Source organism: Rudaea sp. (assembly GCF_047601565.1).
GTDB lineage: Bacteria > Pseudomonadota > Gammaproteobacteria > Xanthomonadales > Rhodanobacteraceae > Rudaea.
This window is the reverse complement of sequence record NZ_JASGIY010000001.1, coordinates 839,975-861,206: the sequence shown is the minus strand read 5'-3', so window position 1 is coordinate 861,206 and position 21,232 is coordinate 839,975. Positions and strand designations below refer to the sequence as shown.

The following is a 21,232-nucleotide window of genomic DNA, read 5'->3' as shown; positions in this document are numbered from 1 at the left end:
GCGCGGCGTCAGAACTTCAACTTTTCCGGCGATGCCTGATAGCGCCTCACGCCTGCGACGATCTCCGCCTTCGCCGCCGCGTCGCCTTCCCAGCCTTCGATCTTGACCCACTTGCCCTTTTCGAGATCCTTGTAGTGCTCGAAGAAATGGCCGATGCGTTCGAGCCAGTTGCCGGACACCTGGCCGATATCGGTAATGTGTGCGTATCCGGCGAACACCTTGGTCACGGGCACGACCACGAGCTTTTCGTCGCTGCCGGCCTCGTCGGTCATCTTGAGCATGCCGACCGGCGAGCAGCGGATCACCGAGCCCGGCACCAGAGGCAGCGGCAGGATCACGAGGGCGTCGAGCGGGTCGCCGTCGCCGCCGAGCGTCTGCGGCACATAGCCGTAGTTGCACGGATAGCGCATCGGCGTGGACAGCACGCGGTCGACGAAGATCGCGCCCGAAGCCTTGTCCACCTCGTACTTCACCGGTTCCGCATCCTTCGGAATCTCGATGACGACATTGATTTCGTTCGGCGTGTCGCGGCCGCTGGATACGAGGTCGAGGCCCATGATTGGCTCCTTGTGCGTGAACTTTGCCGCAGCGCGAGGCGGCGAGGCGGGGTGAAAGCCGCCGGAAAGGGGAGCGCAGCATACGTGAAATGATGCGCTGCCGCATCCGACTTTCGGGCACGGGTATGGATTGCCGCACCGACGGATTCGCGCGAATGACCGGTTCCCGAATAATTCATCGTTTCTGCACAAGAATTTTGGATCGGCTTAACTGCGGCAAGCTACATTCGCAGCCGAGTCTCTCGATTTGCAGGAACGATGGCGATGCGCCGAACGACGGGCGTTTGCATCTGGCTATACGCGGCGCTCTGCGCAGGAACGGCCGCGCAGGCGGCGATTCCGGCCGCCGAGCGTCAGGCATTGCTGAACCTCTACAGCAGTACGGGCGGCTCCGGCTGGATCCAGAACGGCGGCTGGAACAACGGCAACGGTGGCACCGGCACGGCCGGCAGCGAATGCGGCAGCAGCAGTGCGCCGCCCTGGTACGGCGTGACCTGCAACGGCAGCAGCACCCACGTGATCGGCATCAACCTCGAGCAGAACGGCCTCGTCGGCACGCTGCCCGATTTGTCCGCACTGACCTATCTGCAAACCTTCATCGTCTCGTACAACAACTATTGTTCGAGCAGCAGCGACACGAATTGCGGACTCGGCGGCACGATTCCGTCGTTGAGCGCGCTGACCAGCCTGCAGGGCTTCAGCATCGAAGGCGACGAGTTCACCGGTTCGATCCCGACGCTGAGCGCGCTGAGCCAGTTGCGCGGCTTCGACGTCGCGGGCAACGAACTTACCGGTTCGATTCCGAGCCTCTCCGGCCTTGCGAACCTGCAAGGCTTCAATGCCTCGAACAACGACTTGTCCGGCAACTTGCCGACGTTGAGCGGGCTGACCAGCCTCGCCGTGTTCGACGTCCACGGCAACGAGCTGACCGGCTCGATTCCCGCCTTGTCCGGGTTGACCAGCCTGCAGGCGTTCTACGTGTTCTCCAACGAACTCAGCGGTTCGATTCCCGCGCTGGGCGGCTTGACCGCGTTGCAGTTCTTCAACGCAAGCGACAACGAGTTGAGCGGTTCGATTCCGTCGCTGAGCGGGTTGACCAGCCTTGCCACGTTCGACGTGGACTCCAACGAATTGACCGGCGCGATGCCTGCGCTGACTGGCCTGACCGCGCTGACCGGCATCGACGTCGGCGGCAACAAGCTGACCGGCAACGTGCCCGTGGTGCCGAACCCGGACGGTCTGCAGGCCGGCGGCTCCGTCCTCTGCGGCAACGCCTTTACCGCCACGCCCGACGCGAACTGGGATGCCGCCACCGGCACGTCGCCGTGGTACCTCGCCTGCGGACTCTCCGCGAGCACGGTCGATCTCGACCAGCACGGTTTGACCGGCACGTGGTGGAATCCCGACACCAGCGGCCAGGGTTTCGTCTTCAATGTTTACGCCGACAACGTCGCGACCGGCCATGGCACGTTCTTCGCCGGCTGGTACACGTTCGACGTATCGGGCGGCAGCGGCGCGCAGCGCTGGTATACCTTGCAGGGCGACGTCTACAGCGCCACGACCTCGGCCTCGCTCGGCATCTACACCGCGACCGACGGCTATCTCGCCGCAAGCCCGAGCCCGGGCAGCAGCCAGGTCGGCACGGCGACGCTGAGCTTCAGCGACTGCTCGACCGGCACGCTGGTCTACGCCTTCGATGATGGGCGCGCGGGCTCGATCCCGCTCACGCGCCTGACCGCGAACACCACCTGCGGCAGCAGCGGCGACAACGGCAGCGCGGCGGCCAACTATCTGCTCTCCGGCGCATGGTACGACCCGAACCACAGTGGGCAGGGCCTGTTCATCGATATCAGCCCGGGCATCACGACGCTGTTCGGCTCGTGGTATACCTTTTTCCCGTCGAGTTACACCGCCTCCTCGCCGCGCCAGCAATGGTTCGTGTTCCAGGACAGCAGCTTCGCCTCGACCGCGACCTCGGCGACCGGCATCAAGCTGGGTCAGGCGAGGGGCGGCAGCTTCGACGCTGCCGGTGGCGTGACCCGCGACGATGACGTCGGCACGGTGAGCCTGAGCTTCAAGAGCTGCACGGCAGCGATGCTGACCTACTCGATCGCGCCGAACACGCTCTATTCGGAATCGGCGAGCGGAACGATTTCCCTCGTGCGGCTCGGCCCGGCACCGGCGGGGTGCAGCCTGTGAATGCCTCGTTCGCCATCGCCCCGCTTCGCCGCGCCGGGAAAACTTGCAAGGTTCGAATCATGATCAAGCGCACTCTGTGGGCGATCCCGGTGCTCGGCCTCGCATTCGCCAGCCATGCCGCCGGACCGACCGCGCGGATTACATCCCGGGTGAGCGAGAGCAGCCTCACGACGCTGGCCGGCAACGTGCGCCCCGAGGCCACGGCGGCGCACGACCGCGGCGCCGTCGCCGACACGATGCCGCTGGCGCACATGCAACTGCTGCTGCAACGCTCGTCTGATCAGGAAAGCGCGCTCGCCAGCGCGATCGATGCGCTGCACGATCCGAAATCGCCGACGTATCACCAATGGCTCAGCGCAAAGCAGTTCGGCGCGCAGTACGGCGTCGCGCAGAGCGACATCGCGACGGTGACGCAGTGGCTGGCCGCGCACGGCTTCAAGGTCGATCGCGTCCAGGCCAATGCGATGACGATCGATTTCTCCGGCACGGCCGGCGCCGTGCGCGACGCCTTCCACACCGAGATCCACAAGCTCGCGGTCAAGGGCGCGAAGCACTTCGCCAACATGAGCGATCCGCGGATTCCGTCCGCGCTCGCAAGCGTGGTCAAGGGCGTCGTTTCGCTCAACGATTTCCGTCCGCGCGCGCTGGCGGTGCGCGCGCGCAAGGCCGCGGCGCATCCGCAGGACGCCGCCTCGGGCAGCGGCGCCAACCTCGCCCCGGCCGACCTCGCGACGATCTACAACTTCAGCCCGGTCTTCGCCGCGGGCAACACGGGTCAGGGCCAGACCATCGCCGTAGTCGAGGACACCGACGTCTACAGCGCACAGGACTGGAGCACGTTCCGCAGCCGGCTCGGCCTGTCCGGCTACACCACCGGCAGCCTCGTCCAGTCGCATCCGGCGCCGACGTCCGGCACCAACAATTGCGCCGATCCCGGCATCAATGCCAATGCGATCGAAGCCGAGGTCGACGCGCAGTGGGCCAGCGCCGCTGCGCCGGGCGCGAAGATTGTCGTCGCCGCCTGCGCCGATACGAGCACGCTGTTCGGCGGCCTGATCGCCGTGCAGAACCTGCTCGAGGCGAGCGCGCCGCCGCAGATCATCAGCGTGAGCTACGGCGAATGCGAAGCCGGGCTCGGCACGACGGGCAACGCCGCCTACGTCGCGGCGTACCAGCAGGCGGTGGCCGAAGGCGTATCGGTGTTCGTCTCCTCGGGCGACGAGGGCGGGGCGGGCTGCGACGCGGGCCAGAACGGCGCGTACGACGGCATCGGCGTGAACGGCTTCGCCTCGACGCCGTACAACGTCGCCGTCGGCGGTACCGACTTCGCCGACGAATCCGCCGAAGCGACGTCGTCCTACTGGAGCGGCGGCGCGGCGCTGTCCTATATCCCGGAAATTCCCTGGAACGACTCCTGCGCGGGTTCGGTGTTCCTGAGTTACGCCAGCCAGGGCATCGCCTACGGATCCTCCGGGTTCTGCAATAGCGTCGATGCGCTGGAGTATGCGATGGACAACACGATCGCCGCCAGCGGCGGCCCGAGCAATTGCGCTTCGGGTTCGCCGACCTTCGACAGCAGCGGCCTGATTTCCGCGCTCGGCAGTTGCAAGGGCACGACGAAGCCGTCCTGGCAGAGCGGCGTCTACGGGTTGACCAGCGACGGCGTGCGCGACCTTCCCGACGTGTCGATGTTCGCCTCGAATTATTTCTGGGGGCACGCCTACGTTGAGTGCTACAGCGACATCGCCAACGGCGGCAGCGCGTGCACCGGCACGCCGGACGACTGGACCCTGCTCGGCGGCACCTCGATCGCCGCGCCCGTCCTCGCCGGCGTGCAGGCGCTGGTCAACTACAAAACCGGATCGGCGCAAGGCAACCCGAACTACGTCTTCTACAAGCTCGCCGCTTCGGAGTACGGCAGCAGCGGCAATGCGAGCTGCAATTCGAGCAAGGGCAGCGGCGTCGGTTCGTCGTGCATCTTCCACGACGTGACCCAGGGCGACATCGTGGTGAATTGCTACGGTTTCGATTGCTACGGCTACACGGGCACGGCGTCGGGCTTCTACTGGGGCGTGCTTTCCACCTCGAGGTCGACCGATTCGCCGGCCTACGCCGCCGCGACGGGCTGGGATTTCGCCACCGGCATCGGCACGGTGAACGTGGCCAATCTCGTCAACGGCTGGAGCAGCCAGTAGCCTTCAGGATTCGCGGTCCGCCGCAAGGTACCTGACCAGGAATCGCGCGTAGCCGCCGGCGACGAGCGCGGCGATGTCGATCAGCAGGCCCGGCACCCAGATGCCTCGCGGATAGGCGAGGTACGAGCCGGTCCATTCCGGCTTGAACTTGTCCTTGTATCTGCGTACACCTTGATAATTGTATAAATTGTTGCCGTAGCGGAACGCGAGCGAGGCGAGGCGCTCGTTGATGCGCGCGTACGGGTTGTCGCCGACGCGCGACAGCGGCGCCATGCCGAGGCTGAATTGCTTGTGCCCCTGCGTCTGCGACCAGAGCATGACCTTGGCGAACAGGAAATCCATCGTGCTGCGCGGCGCGTCGTTGACGTGGCGCATCAGGTCCACGCTCGCGGTGCCGTTCGGACCGTAGGGCGGCACGATGTTGGCGAACGCGATCAGCCTGCCGGCGCGGCGCACGAGGGCGAGCGGGCTCCAGTCCAGATAGTCGCCGTCGAAGCGGCCGAGCGAGAAGCCTTTCTCGACGGCGCCCTTGTCGGCGAGCCAGGCGTCGGAAACCTCGCGGATTTCGGCGACCAGCGCCGAGTCGTGCGGCGCATCGACGATCTCGAACGCGAGCTGTTCCTTGGCCGAGCGGTTCACGGCCTGGCGCAGGTCTTCCCAGCGCTTGCCGGCGAGCGAGAATTCGTCGAGCTTGACGATCGCCAGTTCGCCGAGCTTGAACAGGTCGAAGCCCGCGTCGTGGTAGTGGGAAAGATCCGGTTCGAGCACTTCGTAGAAGATCGGCACGCGGTCCTGCGCGTCGGCGTGGCGGCGGAATTCGAGGATCGCCTGGTCGATCAGGTCTTCCGGGCCGCACGGCGAGCCGAGCGCGACGAGCCGGTTGCGCACGCTGCCGTAGGCGACGACGCAGCGATGGTCCGTGGTCCAGAACAGGTGCTTATCGCGCATGAACGTGAGATGCGCGAACTCGCCGCCGCCATGTGCGTCGTAGATGGCGCGGGCGTGTTCGAGGTCGCCGCGGTTCGGCAGCGAAAGTTCCGGCCGGCGCACCGCGAAGAACTGCCAGATGAAGTAGACGACGACGCCGAGCGCCGCCGCGGCGAGCCCGCGGCCCACGCGCGAGGTGTGCTCGCCGAAGCCGAAGTAGAACAGGTCGAACGAATCGTCGCCGAGCACTTGCGCCGCGCCGATCGCGAAGAACACGAGCACGCAGATCGCCAGGCCCGCGTACCAGCCCAGCGACGTCATCGCGCCGAGCGTCATCGCGCGCCGCACGAATACGCGCTTGCGCACGCGCAGCAGCAGCGCGACCGCGAGCAGGAACGCGGCTTCGCCGAAGTGCAGGCCCTTGGTCACGGCGAGCCCCGCGCTGATCAGCAGCAGCACGATCGTCAACCGGTAGGCGACGCGCAGGCGTCCGTCGATGCCCCGCGCGAGGCCGAGCAGCAGCACGCCGGTCAGCACCGAGAACCAGCTCGCGCTTTCGACGAACAGGATCGGCAGATGCTCGCGCACGACGTTGACGTGCTCGATCACCGACGGCATCGCCGCCGAGGCGAGCAGCAGCACGCCGGCGAGGAAGGTCAGCATCGCGACGAGGCGCGTGCCGAGGTCGGCCAGCAGCACCGCGGGCAGGCCGAGCAGGCCGAACAGCGGATGGCTGCCGAGGCGCGTGCGCAGCCGCGCGAGCGCCTTCGAATTCTGCGTGAACATCTCCGAGCCGACGTAGAGCCCGGCGAGCAGCGGCAGCAGGTAATACGCGAGGCGGAACAACAGCAGACCCGACACGATCACGGGCGGATCGTAGTCTTCGCCTTTGAGCGCGATCAGGATCAGGCCGTCGAACACGCCGAGGCCGCCCGGCACTTGGCTGACGAGGCCGAGCACCGAGGCGCCCGCGAACGAACCGAGCAGCAGGCCGGCTTTCACGTGCGCGCCGGAGATGTACAGGCAGGCCCAGAGCACGGTCGCGGCGAGCAGCCAGTCGGCCAGCGAGACGACCATCAGTTCGAGCTTCAGGCGCAGCGGCGGCAGGCCGAGGTCGTGCGGCAGCCAGCGCATCAGCCGCCGCCGCGCCGTCAGGAAAAAGTACAGCGGCAGATACAGCGCGGCGGCGGCGAGCACGAGGTACGCGATCGTGCGCTCGGTCGTGCCCACGCCCAGCGGCAGCGAGCGCGTCGCCAGCGTCAGCGCCACCAGCAGCGACAGGCCCAGCGGCAGCGACAGCGCCTGCATGCCGATCAGCGCCGCCGCGCGCGGCAGATGTACCTTGTGCGCGGTCAGTCCCATCAGACGGATGCCCGCACCCATCGCGCCGGAAAGATTGAGGATGTTCGCAAGCGCATTGGCGACGAACGACAGGCGCAGGTAATCGCGCCAGTCGAGGCCCAGCCGCAGCCAGCGCCCGATCAGGCCGTCGACGAGCCCGGTGAACGCGACCGCGGACAGCGCGAGCACGGCAATGGCCAGCGCCGGCAGCGTCGGCACGTCGAGCAGCGTGCGCTGGATTTCCGGCAGGTCGAACTGGTGGCCGAGTTCGCGCCAGAGCAGCCATGCCGTTACCGCGAGAAACGTCGCCGGCACGAGCCAGCGCAGGCGCACGAGCGTGCTGCGCGGTGCGGCGTGGTGCGCGGCGGTATTGCCGGGTTCGGTCATCGGCTGCGACGGCGGAAAGGGATGCGCATTATCGCAGGCATTCGCCCGCAGTTGGCTGCGGTCTGCTCCCTCGCGACCGGTGGTTTCGCCGCCGCCGTCGCGCCGCTACGCGAGCCGCCGCGCCAGCGCCCGCGCGAAGCGTTGCGCGGCGCCGTCGGCATGCGCGAAGAACAGCGAGGGCTCGGTCAGTTCGAGTTCGAGCACGCAGGGCTTGTCGGCGCCGTCGCGGATCAGGTCGACGCGCGCGTAAAGCAGAGGCGTGTCGAACGCAATCGCGGCCAGTGCGTCCTGCGCGACGCGCAATTCGTCGGCGCCCGGCGTGCGCGGCGTGATGTGCTCTCCCGCGAACAGCGCACGCGTCGGACCTTCGCCACGGCGCAGCAGCGGACCTTTGCGGATCGCGTGGCTGAACTCGCCGTCGAAATGGATCAGCGCGGTCTCGCCGTGAGCGTCGACGCGATCGAGATACGGTTGCAGCAGCACGCTGCGTCCCGCGTCGAGCAGGCGCCGCGCATGCGCGAGCGCGGCGTCGCGTTCCTCGCGCTCGTAGCGCTGCGCGTCGCGCGATCCCGCGCCGACGCTGGGCTTGACGACGAATTCGCCCATTGCGTGCTTGTGCAGAAAGCGGTCGATCAGGGCGCCCGCGTCTTCGCCGGGCTCGACGAAATGGCTGGCGACGGTCGCCACGCCCGCGCGCGCAAGATCGCCGAGGTAGTGCTTGTCGGTGTTCCAGCGGATCACGTCGAGCGGATTGAGGAGGCGCGTCGCGCGGCTCGCGCGCTCGGCCCAGTCGAGGAATTCGTGCAGGCGCGTCGTGTAGTCCCAAGTCGAGCGCAGCACTGCGAGCGCGTACCGCGACCAGTCGAGGCGCGCGTCGTCCCAATCCACAATGTCGTGCGCGATGCCGGCTTCGTCCAATGCCGCGACGAGCGGCGGCAGGTCTTCGTCGAGATCGCGCGCGGCAGCGGCGGTGACGAGGGCGATGCGGGTGTTGGACATGCAAGACTCCATCTGTGCGGGCGAATGCGCCAGCATGCCTTTGCGCAGGGCGACAAGCAATCGGGTCTCAACTTGGAGATCGCATGACAAGGATCGCTTGTTGTTTCATCGCTGAATCCTGCGTGCCGCTTGGTGGAATTGCGGCGCAATGCGCTGCGCTTATTGCGCCCTACTTGCTGAAAAAGCCCAGCCATTGGGATTGCGCAAGAACTACGCTGGGCTTGGCAGCCCAGCCTATTCGCTACGCGTTATTTGATCTGGATGTATCCGCGATTAAGAATTCTATGCATCTTGGGTGTTAGTTCTGGAGACGCGTAAACTTCCAAATCTAAACAACTATAGGAGTTCCCCCGGCTTTGCCGGGGTGGCAGTAACAGTTTGACATTTACGGGAGTCCATCGGAAACACTCCGGGCGTGAGCCGCCAAGCACACGAAACGGAGAGTCCCGATGGACGGGTATGAGAGTTTGAGCCACACAAAATGGGAGTGCAAATACCACGTGGTATTCATCCCGAAGTGTCGAAGAAAGAGTTTGTACGCGGAGCTACGCAAGCATCTTGGAGAGGTGTTCCGGCAGTTGGCGAGGCAAAGAGAGAGCCGGGTAGAAGAAGGCCATCTGATGTCGGATCACGTCCACATGCTTTTGGCGATACCGCCGAAGTACGCGGTGTCGGAAGTGGTGGGATACATCAAGGGCAAGAGCGCGATTCATCTGGCGCGTACGTACGCAGAGCGGAAGCGGAATTTTCAGGGCCAGCACTTTTGGGCGAGAGGGTATTTCGTTTCGACGGTAGGTCGGGATGAAACGCAGATACGAGCCTACATTCAAAATCAGGAGCACGAGGACAAGCGCATGGATCGGTTGAATCTGTGGCGCTGAGTTGGCACCGACAGGTGCCAAAGAACGCGGGGCCGCGTTAGCGTCCCCGCACAAGCCGCTTTGAGCGGCTCACATCAATAAAGCCCCCGGCTTTGCCGGGGGATACTTACTTTCCAAGGGATGATTTGGTGCCAGTGTCGTCTCAAGTTCAGGAAGAACGGCGAACCAATAATCCATAGGAGTTTCGTAGCGGTCACTAGGTACAAGTTCGACAGCGAGATCGAAATCGCTTTCCGATCCATGTGTTCCGCGAAGACGACTCCCGAATACGTATGCCCGTGAAACACTTTCCTCGGACTCTGCCCAAGCGCGACGTGATTTCAAGAACGGCAGGGTCGAAGATGGAACGGTCCAAGAAGTCGACGCCCAAGTTGCATCTCCGAGTACAAAATCCTCAATCCATCCAGTCCCGCCACAGTGATAACAGCCGCCGTTGTTACCCCCGTCACCTCCACAGGCAGTGCAACTATGTCCTGATTCGGACTTGTCGGGAGGAAGCACTAACAAAGGCTCATGTGCGCCACATTTGCTGGATTTGAACTTCTTCAAATCATCTTCGAAAACTGCGCCAGCTGTGCGACGTAGTTTTCGTGCGACAGCATCAATTTTTGCGCGAGACAAATCGACCGAATGTCCACATTCGGCGCAAAGTAAGGCTGAGCCTGGTGTGATTTGTTGCATGTTTACAAATTCTGATAATTCGGCCCGCTCCCACCCTCCGGCGTCACCCAAGTGATGAGCTGATACGGATCCTTGATGTCGCAAGTCTTGCAGTGCACGCAGTTGGCGGCGTTGATCTGCAGGCGCTTGCCGGTGCTCGCGGTTTCGTCGGCGACGATTTCGTAGACGCCGGCGGGGCAGAAGCGCGTGCAGGGATTCTGGTATTCGCTCGCGCATTTCGTCACGCAGACGTCGGTGTCGGCGACGTGCAGATGCACCGGTTGATCCTCGTCGTGTTCGGTCGCGGCGAAATAGACCGAGGCGAGCCGGTCGCGCGGCGCGAGCGTGCGTTCGACGTAGCCGAGTCGCTTCTGATCGTCGGCGACGGTTTCGCCAGGCGCGACTTTTTTCAACGAGGACCAATCGGCGTGGTTCTTCAGCGTCCACGGCGACAAGCCGCCGGTGACCGTTTCCCAGCCCGCGTTGGCGAGGCCGAACCACAGCCCTTTGTTGAAGCCGGGGCGGATGTTGCGCACCTTCTTCAGCTCGCTCATCACGACCGAGCCGCGCAGCTTCGCGTCCCAGCCGGCCGGCGCATTCGCGGCGACGACGTGCTCGGCGGCGAGCATGCCCGAGCGGATCGCCTGGTGCGTGCCCTTGATCTTCGGCACGTTGAGCAGGCCGGCGGAATCGCCGATCAGCATCGCGCCGGGCATCTCGACCTTCGGCAGCGATTGCCAGCCGCCTTCGACGATCGCGCGCGCGCCGGCCGAGACGATGTTGCCGCCGTCGAGCAGCGGCTTGATGTGCGGATGGTTCTTGAGCTGCTGGAACGCCTCGAACGGCGACAGCAGCGCGTCGGGATAGTCGAGGCCGGTGACGAAGCCGATCGCGACGCGGTCGTTGTCGAGGTGATAGAGGAAACTGCCGCCGTAGGTCGCACTGTCCATCGGCCAGCCGACCGTGTGCATGACCTTGCCCGGCGTGGTGCGGCCTGCGGGCACCTGCCAAAGTTCCTTGATGCCGATGCCGTAGGTTTGCGGATCGCTGTCCGCGTCGAGCTTGTATTTCGCGATCAGCTGCTTCGACAGATGGCCGCGGCAGCCTTCGGCGAGCACGGTGATCGGCGCGACGATGTCGATGCCCTGCGTGTAGCCGGGTTTGTGCGATCCGTCCTTGGCCACGCCCATGTCGCCGATACGCACGCCCTTGACCGCGCCGTTGTCGTCGAACAGCGGCTCGCTCGCGGCGAAGCCCGGATAGATTTCCACGCCGAGCGCCTCGGCCTGCGGCGCGAGCCACGCGCACAGCGCGCCGAGCGAGACGATGAAGTTGCCGTGGTTGTGCATCTGCGGCGGCACGACGGGCGACTGGATCGCACGCGCGTGGTCGGGCAGGAACCAGAACTCGTCCTCGGTCACCGGCACGCAGATCGGTGGCGGATGCTTGCCCCATTCGGGCAGCAGTTCGTTGAGCGGCTGCGGCTCGATCACCGCACCGGAAAGAATCTGCGCGCCGATCGTCGATGCTTTCTCGATCACGCAGACGCGGATGTCGGGCTTCAACTGCTTGAGACGGATCGCGAACGCAAGGCCGGCGGGACCGGCGCCGACGGTGACGACGTCGTATTCCATCACGTCGCGGGGAAGGGGCTCGCTCATGCTGGCTCTCGCTCTGGAGGTTGGTATAGATGTGGAATTGTGCGGCTTTGCGGCGGGCGCAGCAAATGCCCGTCGTTTCATCGCGGTTCGGCCTCGCATCCCGAAATGCACGCTTCGACAACAAAATTTTGGTAATAATGCGGGAAAGGGGAGAGCTGCATGAATGTCGAATTGAGTCCGGTCGCCACCCAATCGCTGGCGCCGCTGCCGCCGCCCGATGCGAAGCGGCTGCGCGGTGCGGAGCTGTGCCAGATACTGCACTGGCTCGCGAGCGCACGCATCGGCGCGCAGGCGCTCACCCAGACCTATCTCGATGCGATTGCCGCACAGAACGCGGAATTGAACGCCTACGTCGCGCTCAATCCGCGCGCGCTCGACGAAGCGGGTGCGAGCGACGTGCGCCGCGCGAACGGCAAGATCGGCCGCCTCGACGGCGTACCGGTCGCGATCAAGGACAACTTCGACGCGGCCGGCCTGCCGACCGGCTGCGGCCTGCCGGGCGCGCACGCGCCGGCCGCGGCGGACTCGCATGTCGTTGCGCGCCTGCGCGGCGCGGGCGCGGTGATCCTCGGCAAGACGCAGGTGCCCGAGGCCAGCCTCGCGGCGACCAGCCACAATCCGCATACCGGCGCCGCGCACAATCCGCATCGGCACGGCTATCAGGCCGGCGGTTCGTCGGGCGGCGCCGCGGTCGCCGTGGCGGCGGGACTTGCGGCGGCGGCGATCGGTTCCGATAGCCTGGGTTCGATCCGCATTCCCGCGAGCTACTGCGGCCTGTTCGCCCTGAAGCCGACGAGCGGGGAAATCTCCACGCGCGGAATGATTCCCGCCGCGCGCCGTCTCGATTCCGTCGGCCTGATCGCGCGCAGCGTGCACGACCTCGGTGTGCTGCTGCACGTGCTCGGCGGCCACGATCCGGCCGATCCACGCTCGCGCCGGCGCCGCGTCGAACTGGCGCTGCCGGACTGGGAGCCCGGCAAGCTGCGCGTCGGCCTGTTCGGCGATCTCGACGCGTTCGGCACCGAGCCGGGCGTGAAGCGCGCATTCGAGCGCGCGCTGATGACGCTGGCGCACGAACTCGAAAACCGCCGCCCGGTCGGCTTCGGCGATTTTCCGCTGACCCGGGCGCGGCGCGCGGCGTTTTTCCTGATCGAAGCCGAGATGCTCGTGACCCATGCGCGAGCGTTCGCCGACAAGGCCAATCCGGTATCGCCGGAGTTGGACGCGTGGCTGGCTTATGCGCGGCGCAAGTCCGCCGCCGACTACGCCGCGGCCGACCGCCTGCTCGATGCCGCCGTCGTCTTCGCGCGCGGGCTGTTCGAGCAGATCGACGTGCTCGTCACGCCGACCACGCCGCAGACCGCCTTTCCGCTCGAAGCGCCGTTGCCCGACAACTCGGGCGATTTCACCTGCATCGCCAATCTCGCCGGCCTGCCCGCGGTCACGATCCCGATGGGCACGACGCTCGACGGCCTGCCCGCCGGCATGCAGTTCGTCGGCCCGCCGGGTTCGGACCTGCGCCTGCTCGAACTCGCCGAAGTCTGCGCGGCGGCGCTCGACGCGGCGCCGGGTTATCCGTGCGGTCATCCGTGACCGCGAAGATCACGAAGCGGCCATCCATGGCCGCACTCTTCACTCGTTTTTCGTGACGGCACGAATCGAATGGCGGAGTTTCGATCTGCCCGGTGCCGACGTGCGCCTCACACAGTTTTGCGACGAGGGTGAAGCCGCACGCTGGTTCGCGCGCCTGCATGCGGGAATCCCGTGGGAGCGGCATCGTCTGCGCTTGTTCGGGCGCGAGATCGACTCGCCGAGGTTGTCCTGCTGGATCGGCGATTCCGATGCCGCCTACGCCTATTCGGGCACGCGCTTCGCGCCGCGGGCGTGGACGCCGGCGCTCGACGAGTTGAAAAAGTGGCTTTTTGCGCATTGCGGAGAACGCTGCAACGGTGTGCTCGCGAACCTCTATCGCGACGGCCGCGATTCGATGGGCTGGCACAGCGACGACGAGCCCGAACTCGGCGCCGAGCCTGTGATCCTTTCCTTCAGCTTCGGCGGCGTGCGCCGCTTCCGCCTGCGCCATCGCTGCGATCCGCGCCTGCGCCTCGAACTCGACCTGCCTTCCGGCAGCCTGTTGCGCCTCGCCGGGGGCACGCAGCGCCACTATCGCCACGACCTGCCGAAAACCGCACGCGCGGTGGCCGCGCGGATCAATCTGACGTTCCGCCGTGTGCGTGCCGCCCGTCGCTGAGCGCGCAAATCGAAAGGCGGCCGCGCTCTGCGCAAAAAAGCCGCCGCAAATGTCGCCGGTGGACATGGATACAATGCGCAGCCTATGTCGGTCGAACCGGAATCGAAATTTCAAGCCCACGACGCGATCGTGCCGAGCGCGCGCGCGCCGCTGCACGCGCGCATCGCCTTCGTCGTCGAGACTGCGCGCAGGCTGCACCAGTACGGCACGTCCGCGCCGCGCCTGGAAAGCGCGCTCGACAAGCTCGCTGCGCGCCTCGACCTGCGCGCGCAGGTGTGGTCGAGCCCGACCGCGATCATTTTTTCGTTCGCCGACCGCGACGACGAGGGCCACGTCAGCGAAACCACGCGCGTCGTCCGCCTCGCGCCCGGCGACATCGACCTGCACCATCTGGTCGAGGTCAACGAGATCGCCGACAAGGTCGTCGCAGCCGAACTCGACATCATCGAGGGTGCGCATCTGCTGCATACGCTGAACGACCGCATCGGCCGGCGCGCGCAGGCGCACGAGGTGCTCTGCTATGGCCTCGTCTCCGCCACGCTCGCCGCGCTGATGCGCGGCGCCTGGGTCGACGTCGCCGCGGCCGGGTGCATAGGTCTCGTCGTCGGCCTCGTCGCCCAGCTGAGCGCGCACAGCCAGCGCGCGCGCCTCGCGCTCGAAGCGGTCAGCGCGATGATCGCGACCTTCCTCGCGACGCTGATCAGCCTGCATCTCGCGCCGCTGACGCTGAAGACCACCGTGCTCGCCAGCCTGATCGTGCTGTTTCCCGGCATGACGCTGACGACGGCGGTGCGCGAATTGTCGACGCGCCATCTGGTCTCCGGCGTCGCGCGCATGGCCGATGCGATCACGATCCTGATCAAGCTCGCGTTCGGCACGCTGGTCGCGAACGAGCTGTGCAAGGCGCTCGGGCTGGTGCCGTCGGCGCAGCCGCAGCCGCCGGTTCCGGACTGGGGCATCTGGGTCGCGCTGATCTTCGGCGCGTACGGATTCGCGGTGCTGTTCCGCGCGGCGCGGCGCGATTTCCCGCTGGTCATGGTCGCGGCCGCGCTCGGCTATGCGATCACGTATTTCGGCAGCCGCCGGTTCAGCCCGGAATTCGGCGTGTTTCTCGCCGGCGCGATCATGGGCGCGCTGAGCAATCTCTATGCGCGCGTGTCCAACCGGCCCGGCGCACTCGTGCGCGAGCCCGGCATCATCCTGCTGGTGCCCGGCAGCCTGGGATTCCTGACCGTGTCGGCGATCGTCGGCCGCGACGTGTTTCTCGGCATCAATACCGCCGCATCGTTGCTCGTGATTCTCGTGTCGCTGGTCGCCGGGCTCTTGTTTGGCGATTTGATCGTGGCGCCGCGAAGGGCATTGTGAATCGATGATTTGCGGTCGGGAGAGGCGCAGACAAAAAAAGCGGCCGTCCGGGCCGCTTTTATATTGGCGCTGTTTCGATTCGCTTCAAATCAGCAGATCTTTTTCCTTCTTGCCTGCCGCGAGCGCGGCGTTGTACCAGCGCGGACGCTTGCCGCGACCGGACCAGACCTGCGCGTGGTCGGCCGGGTTGCGGTATTTCGCCTTGGCCGGGCGGCGCGTCTTGCGTCCCGCTGCGGCACGCCCGCCGAACACCTGCTCGAGCGTCAGATTTTCGGCCTTGAGGAGCGCGGCGATTTTTTCGCGCACCTTGACGACTTTTTCTTTCGCCAATTCGCTCTTGCGCGATTCGGCGCGGTTGATGAGTTCGTTCAACTGGAGATGGGAAAGACCCTTGAGATCAATTGCCATTGTTAAGCCTCTGACTGAGATGACTGGGCGCCGGGAGCGTTGGCAGAACTCGCGGCGAGCGGCCAGAATGCCATTAAACGCGGCTAAAATAAACACTTTCCCGCAATGCGATACGTTGCGGGTTTATTCTACAACCCGGTTCGCCGTTTTTCGGCGTCGACGAACGAGCGGTTTGAAAACCGCAGCAGGATGCCGGATTTTGCGAACCGCCCGAATTTCAATTTCGCAGCAAGGCGATCGTTTCTTCGCGCTTGAGTTGCCGGCTTTCGCTGTCGCGGCGTGCACGATATTCGAACGTGCCGGCGGCGAGACCGCGTTCGGAAACGACGATGCGATGCGGAATGCCGATCAGCTCGATGTCGGCGAACATCGCGCCGGGGCGCAGGCCGCGATCGTCGAGCACGGTGTCGATGCCGGCGGCATTGAGCTCGTCGTACAGCGCCGTCGCCGCCTCGTCGACCTTGGCGTCGTTCTTCGGATTGATCACGCAGATCGCCACGCGCCACGGCGCCATCGGTTCCGGCCAGACGATGCCGGCGTCGTCGTGGTTCTGCTCGATCGCCGCGGCGACGATGCGCGACACGCCGATGCCGTAACAGCCCATCTGCATCGGGCGGCTCGATCCGTCGGCGTCGAGCACGTTCGCGTCCATCGCTTCGGAGTACTTGGTGCCGAGCGCGAACACGTGGCCGACTTCGATGCCCCGCGCGATTTTCAGCACGCCTTTTCCATCCGGCGATAAATCGCCTTCGACCACCTTGCGGATATCGGCCACGACGTCGGCTTCGGGCAGGTCGCGAACCCAGTTGACGCCGGCGATGTGGAAATCGACCTTGTTCGCACCGACGACGAAATCGGCCATCGCCGCGACGTCGCGGTCGGCGACGACGTGCACCTTGCTGCGATCCGCGCCGACCGGCCCGAGATAGCCGGGCTTGGCGCCGAGCGCGTCGACGATTTCCTGTTCGTTGGCGAGCCGGTATTCGGCGAGCCCCGCGATCTTCTGCAGCTTGACCTCGTTGATCTCGTGGTCGCCGCGCACGAGCGCGAGGACGAAGCCTTGCTCGCCGATCACGCAGACCGACTTCACCGTGCGCTTGATGTCGATGCCGAGCAGCGCGGCGACGTCGGCGCAGGTCGACTTGCCCGGGGTCGGCACCTCGCGCATCGCCTCGACCGGCGCGGCGCGCGGGGCGGGCGGCAGGGGCGAAGCGAGTTCGACGTTGGCCGCGTAGTCGGAGCCGTCGGAAAATACCAGCGCGTCCTCACCCGAATCGGCGAGCACCTGGAACTCGTGGCTGCGGCTGCCGCCGATCGCGCCGGTGTCGGCGGCGACCGCGCGGAAGGCGAGGCCGAGGCGCGTGAAGATGCGGCCGTAGGTCGCGTAGATATTGTCGTATTCGCGGCCGAGGCTGTCCTCGTCGATGTGGAACGAGTAGGCGTCCTTCATCAGGAACTCGCGCGCGCGCATCACGCCGAAGCGCGGGCGGATCTCGTCGCGGAACTTGGTGTTGATCTGGTAGAAATTGACCGGCAGCTGCTTGTAGCTCTTCAGCTCGCTGCGCGCGAAGTCGGTGACGACTTCCTCGGCGGTCGGCGCGTAGCAATACTCGGCTTCCTTGCGGTCCTTGATCTTGAGTAGCTGCGGGCCGAACTTCTGCCAACGGCCGGTCTCTTCCCACAGTTCGCGCGGCTGCACGGTCGGCATGACGACTTCGAGCGCGCCGGCGCGATCCATTTCCTCGCGCACGATGGCCTCGACCTTCTTCAGCACCTTGAGGCCGAGCGGCGACCAGGTATACAAACCGGCGGCGTGCTTGCGCAGGAGCCCGGCGCGCAGCATCAGCTGGTGGCTGGCGATCTCCGCGTCGGCGGGCACTTCCTTGACGGTGGCGAGGTGGAACCGGGACAGGCGCATGGCGATTCGCAGGGCACGTGAGGGCCCGCGATTGTAGCGGCAGACGGCGAGATCGTCAGTTCTGGCAATAGGCCGACGCGGCCTGCTTCGCCTGCACGGTGCGTTCGGCGCGCGTCTTGTCGTCGAGCGGTTTGCCGCTGGAGTCGGCGACCTGGAATTTGCTCTGCAGCAGATCGACCTGCGACTGCGCCTGCTCGCACAGGCGCTTGCGGTTTTCCGGCGTGTCGGGCAGCGCGGCCGCTGCCGGTTCGGGCGGTTTCCCGGCTTCGGTCTTTTCCGGCTCGGCCGGTTTCGCTTCGGCGGCGGGCTCGTCGTTCGGGCTTTCGGTGCCGTTGAGGCGCACGCGCTTGGCGGTCTCGTCGCCTTTCGGCGGCGGCACGTCGGAGTAGTGGACGACGCCGTTCTTGTCGGTCCATTTGTACAGTTCGGTCGCGCCGATCGGGCCGCTGGCGATCAGCGCGGCGACGGCGAGCGCAATGCCGGCGGCGAAGCGTGACGAAGCGACGCGAGGGCGGTACATCGGTGGACTCCGGAGCGGTCGAGCGGTGCCGATTCTAGCGCCGCGCCGGCTTGCGGTACACTTTTGCTCCGCCCATCCCTGCAGGATACGCGTGGATTCCGCACCCGACCCTTCGCCGAAACCGCGCCGCGGCATCTATCTCCTGCCGAACCTGTTCACCACGGGCGCGCTGTTCTCGGGCTTCTACGCCATGCTCGCGGCGTTCGCCGGCAACTACGTCGATGCCGCGGTCGCGGTGTTCATGGCCGCGATCCTCGATTCGCTCGACGGCCGCGTAGCGCGCTTGACCAATACGCAGAGCGAATTCGGCGTGCAGTACGACTCGCTGTCGGACATGTGCAGCTTCGGCCTCGCGCCGGCGGTCGTCATGTATGCCTGGTCGCTGTCGACGCTCAAGGCCTACGGGCCGCTCTGGGGCAAGCTCGGTTTCGGCGCGGCGTTTGTCTATGCCGCTTGCGCCGCTTTGCGCCTGGCGCGTTTCAACACCCAGGTCGGCGTGGCCGACAAGCGCTACTTCCAGGGGCTGGCGAGCCCGGCCGCGGCAGGCCTGCTGATGTCTTCGCTGTGGACGGCGACCGAGTACGGCATCGACGGCACGATGGCGCAGTTCGTCGCGCCTTTCCTCACCGTGCTCGCCGGCGGCCTCATGGTCAGCCGCGTGCGCTACTGGAGTTTCAAGTCCGGGCCGAAGTCGGACAAGGTGCCGTTCGCGATCATTCCGCTCGCGGTGCTCGTGCTCGTTGCGCTCTACGTCTACACCGCGCTCGTGCTGTTCCTGATCGCCGCGTTGTACGTGCTTTCCGGCCCGCTGCTGACGCTATGGGGCATGCGCGCGGCGCGCGGCCGCCGCGACGTGCGCGGCGACGATCCCCGCCACGGCGCGGAGCCGCCGCCGCCGTGAAAGCGGCGCGTTCCGCCGCCGCTTCCGCGCGCGGTCCGACGCGCACGGACGGGCGGCGCGCGCTGGGTTTCCTCGCCGACCTCTCGCAATCGCTCGCGGTGTCCCTCGACCTGAAGACGACGCTCGGGCCTGCGCTCGATCGCATCGTGGACTTCATGCATGCCGAAGCGGCGTCGCTGTTCCTGCTCGACGCCGCCGGGAAACTTCTCGAATGCAAGATCTGCGCGGGCCCGGTCGACATCGTCGGCCTCAAGCTCGAGGCCGGGCAGGGCCTGGTCGGCCGCGCGGTCGCCGAAAACGCGCCGCAGCACAGCGACGACGCGCGCCGCGATGCGCGCGTCAACGCGCGCGTCGATGCCGAGACCGGGTTCGTCACGCGCGCGCTGCTGTGCGTGCCGCTGGCCACCGCGCAGGGCCCGATCGGAGCGCTCGAGATCATCAACCGTCGCGACGGCGGCGCGTTCGACGCGGACGACGCCGAGATCCTGCGCCTCGTCGCCGCGCCGATGGCGCTCGCGATCAACAACGCGCGCCTCGCGCTCGACGTCGCCGAGCAGGAGCGCATCCGCCGCGAGATGGGGCTGGCGCGCACGATCCAGAAATCGCTGCTGCCGAAGCGGCGGCGCGGAAAGTTCCCGCTGATCGGCGTTAACTTGCCCGCGCACGAGATCTCGGGCGATTTTTACGATTATTTCGATTTGCCGGACGGGCGCATCGCGTTCTTCATCGGCGACATTTCCGGCAAGGGCCTCGACGCCGCGTTCCTGATGGTGCGCGTCGCCAGCCTGTTGCGCTTCAGCGGCAAGACCGCGCCGGCGCCGTCTGCGTGGCTGCGCGAGGCCAACGCGGAATTGTGCAAGACGCTGCGCAACGGCCGCTTCGTCTGTGCCGCGGTCGGCATCTACGACCGCGCCTCGCGCAAAGCGGTCATCGCCAATGCGGGCTTTCCGCCGGCCCAGCTCGATCGCGGCACGCGGTTCGAGGAACTGCCCGCCGACGGCCCGCCACTCGGCATACTCGCCGACGCGGAGTACGCCGAGCGCACGATCGATCTCGGTGCCGCGGCGCTGTATCTGTTCTCCGACGGCGCCATCGACGTGCGCGACGGCCCGCGCGCGCGCCTCGGCACCGACGGCGTGCGCGAACTGATCCGCCGGCATGCGCCGCTCGCGCCCGAGCCGCGCCTGCGCGCGCTGATCGGCGAACTGAAGCGGCGCCGGCTCGTCGACGACACCACGCTGTTGCTGTTGCAGGAGCCGTGCGGCAGCGAGGTACGCGAACTGATCGCGCTGGATTTTCCCGCCGACCCGTGCGAGATGCGCCGCGTGCGCGCCCGGTTGCGCAACGCGCTCGACGCCGAAGACGTGGCGCCCGCGTTGCGCGACCGCCTCGTCCTCGTCGTCGACGAGGCGTGCACGAACATCATGCGTCACGCCTATTGCGGCGCCACCGCCGGCGCCATCGCCCTGCGCGTGACGCGCGAGCGCGATATGCTCGGCTTCGAGCTGCGCGACGAGGCGCCGTGCGTGGATCCCGCGCGGATCAGGCCGCGCGACCTCTCGGAATGCCGCAGCGGCGGCCTCGGCGTCGCTTTCATCGACGCGACGATGGATTCCTGGTGCGTCGAGGCGCTGCCGGGCGGACGCGGCAACCGGCTGCTCATGCGCAAGCGCCTGGCGGCGAGGACGGAGAACGACGAGTGAGCGACAACGACAACGAATGCGTCATCGAAATCCTGGACGACTACGCCGTCGTGCGCTTGCGCGGCGAGGTGGACCTGTCCTGGTCGCAACAGGTGCGGCGTGCGATCCTCGACGCGCTCGGCGATACGGGCAAGGTCGGCGTGGAACTGTCCGAAGTCAGTTACATCGATTCGTCGGGCATCGCCGCGTTGGTCGAAGGGTTCCAGAGCGCGCGCAGCCGCAACCAGAAGTTCGGTCTCGTCGCGGTGAGCATCGCGGTCATGGCGGTGCTGCAACTCGCGCGGCTTGACCGCGTTTTCCCGATCTTCGCCGATCTCGACGCGGCGCGGGAAGCGTAGCCGTTTCGTTCGTTGCTCAGG

17 protein-coding genes are annotated in these 21,232 nt (G+C 66.4%); 9 read left to right on the top strand and 8 right to left on the bottom strand.

The genetic code is table 11. The features are described from left to right. Positions 1-8 precede the first annotated feature (8 nt). Positions 9-557 carry an inorganic diphosphatase gene (gene ppa / locus QM741_RS03655; RefSeq protein ID WP_415206382.1) on the bottom strand — a complete coding sequence of 183 codons (549 nt, stop codon included), beginning with the start codon at positions 555-557 and terminating at the stop codon, positions 9-11. Positions 558-821: 264 nt separating this feature from the next. Here ppa and QM741_RS03650 point away from each other — a divergent pair, with 264 nt between their 5' ends. Both QM741_RS03650 and QM741_RS03645 read left to right on the top strand, forming a co-directional pair. Then, positions 822-2,756 (top strand): leucine-rich repeat domain-containing protein, encoded by a 1,935-nt coding sequence (locus QM741_RS03650; RefSeq protein ID WP_415206381.1) that lies wholly within the window; start codon positions 822-824, stop codon positions 2,754-2,756. 59 nt (positions 2,757-2,815) lie between these two features. Further along, entirely contained in the window at positions 2,816-4,951 is a 2,136-nt protein-coding gene (locus tag QM741_RS03645; RefSeq protein WP_415206380.1) for a S53 family peptidase, read from the top strand. 3 nt (positions 4,952-4,954) lie between these two features. Here QM741_RS03645 and mprF read toward each other — a convergent pair whose 3' ends face one another. Further along, positions 4,955-7,606 (bottom strand): bifunctional lysylphosphatidylglycerol flippase/synthetase MprF, encoded by a 2,652-nt coding sequence (gene mprF, locus QM741_RS03640; RefSeq protein WP_415206379.1) that lies wholly within the window; start codon positions 7,604-7,606, stop codon positions 4,955-4,957. A gap of 105 nt (positions 7,607-7,711) precedes the next feature. Beyond that, the gene (locus tag QM741_RS03635; protein ID WP_415206378.1) at positions 7,712-8,605 is read right to left on the bottom strand and encodes an ATP-grasp domain-containing protein; all 894 of its coding nucleotides are present in this window, start codon (positions 8,603-8,605) and stop codon (positions 7,712-7,714) included. Positions 8,606-9,054: 449 nt separating this feature from the next. Here QM741_RS03635 and tnpA point away from each other — a divergent pair, with 449 nt between their 5' ends. Then, positions 9,055-9,486: an IS200/IS605 family transposase gene (tnpA, locus tag QM741_RS03630; RefSeq protein WP_415206377.1), complete on the top strand. Its 432-nt coding sequence runs from the start codon at positions 9,055-9,057 to the stop codon at positions 9,484-9,486. A gap of 69 nt (positions 9,487-9,555) precedes the next feature. On the opposite strand, the gene QM741_RS03625 is transcribed toward tnpA, so the two are convergent. Next, positions 9,556-10,167, bottom strand: coding sequence for a nucleotidyltransferase family protein (locus QM741_RS03625; protein ID WP_415206376.1), 612 nt, complete (start codon positions 10,165-10,167; stop codon positions 9,556-9,558). A gap of 2 nt (positions 10,168-10,169) precedes the next feature. Continuing rightward, entirely contained in the window at positions 10,170-11,807 is a 1,638-nt protein-coding gene (locus QM741_RS03620) for a 4Fe-4S dicluster domain-containing protein (protein ID WP_415206375.1), read from the bottom strand. A gap of 159 nt (positions 11,808-11,966) precedes the next feature. Here QM741_RS03620 and QM741_RS03615 point away from each other — a divergent pair, with 159 nt between their 5' ends. The 3 genes from QM741_RS03615 to QM741_RS03605 all read left to right on the top strand — a co-directional run bounded on the left by QM741_RS03615 (position 11,967) and on the right by QM741_RS03605 (position 15,423). Then, entirely contained in the window at positions 11,967-13,400 is a 1,434-nt protein-coding gene (locus QM741_RS03615) for an amidase (protein WP_415206374.1), read from the top strand. Positions 13,401-13,452: 52 nt separating this feature from the next. After that, the gene (locus tag QM741_RS03610; protein ID WP_415206373.1) at positions 13,453-14,058 is read left to right on the top strand and encodes an alpha-ketoglutarate-dependent dioxygenase AlkB family protein; all 606 of its coding nucleotides are present in this window, start codon (positions 13,453-13,455) and stop codon (positions 14,056-14,058) included. 84 nt (positions 14,059-14,142) lie between these two features. Continuing rightward, entirely contained in the window at positions 14,143-15,423 is a 1,281-nt protein-coding gene (locus tag QM741_RS03605) for a threonine/serine ThrE exporter family protein (RefSeq protein WP_415206372.1), read from the top strand. 84 nt (positions 15,424-15,507) lie between these two features. Here the strand turns inward: QM741_RS03605 and QM741_RS03600 are convergent, their stop codons facing one another. The 3 genes from QM741_RS03600 to QM741_RS03590 form a co-directional block, all read right to left on the bottom strand. Further along, entirely contained in the window at positions 15,508-15,927 is a 420-nt protein-coding gene (locus QM741_RS03600) for an H-NS family nucleoid-associated regulatory protein (protein ID WP_415206371.1), read from the bottom strand. 121 nt (positions 15,928-16,048) lie between these two features. Next, positions 16,049-17,749 carry a proline--tRNA ligase gene (locus tag QM741_RS03595; RefSeq protein ID WP_415206370.1) on the bottom strand — a complete coding sequence of 567 codons (1,701 nt, stop codon included), beginning with the start codon at positions 17,747-17,749 and terminating at the stop codon, positions 16,049-16,051. Positions 17,750-17,804: 55 nt separating this feature from the next. Further along, positions 17,805-18,269: a DUF4124 domain-containing protein gene (locus QM741_RS03590; RefSeq protein WP_415206369.1), complete on the bottom strand. Its 465-nt coding sequence runs from the start codon at positions 18,267-18,269 to the stop codon at positions 17,805-17,807. 91 nt (positions 18,270-18,360) lie between these two features. Here QM741_RS03590 and QM741_RS03585 point away from each other — a divergent pair, with 91 nt between their 5' ends. Genes QM741_RS03585 through QM741_RS03575 form a run of 3 tightly spaced genes read left to right on the top strand, consistent with a single transcriptional unit; the run spans position 18,361 to position 21,211 of the window. Next, positions 18,361-19,170 carry a CDP-alcohol phosphatidyltransferase family protein gene (locus QM741_RS03585; protein ID WP_415206368.1) on the top strand — a complete coding sequence of 270 codons (810 nt, stop codon included), beginning with the start codon at positions 18,361-18,363 and terminating at the stop codon, positions 19,168-19,170. Beyond that, the gene (locus QM741_RS03580; RefSeq protein WP_415206367.1) at positions 19,167-20,873 is read left to right on the top strand and encodes an ATP-binding SpoIIE family protein phosphatase; all 1,707 of its coding nucleotides are present in this window, start codon (positions 19,167-19,169) and stop codon (positions 20,871-20,873) included. Before QM741_RS03585 ends, QM741_RS03580 begins: the two co-directional genes overlap by 4 nt. Continuing rightward, positions 20,870-21,211: an STAS domain-containing protein gene (locus QM741_RS03575; protein ID WP_415206366.1), complete on the top strand. Its 342-nt coding sequence runs from the start codon at positions 20,870-20,872 to the stop codon at positions 21,209-21,211. The genes QM741_RS03580 and QM741_RS03575 overlap by 4 nt, the downstream gene beginning before the upstream one ends. Positions 21,212-21,232: the final 21 nt, after the last annotated feature.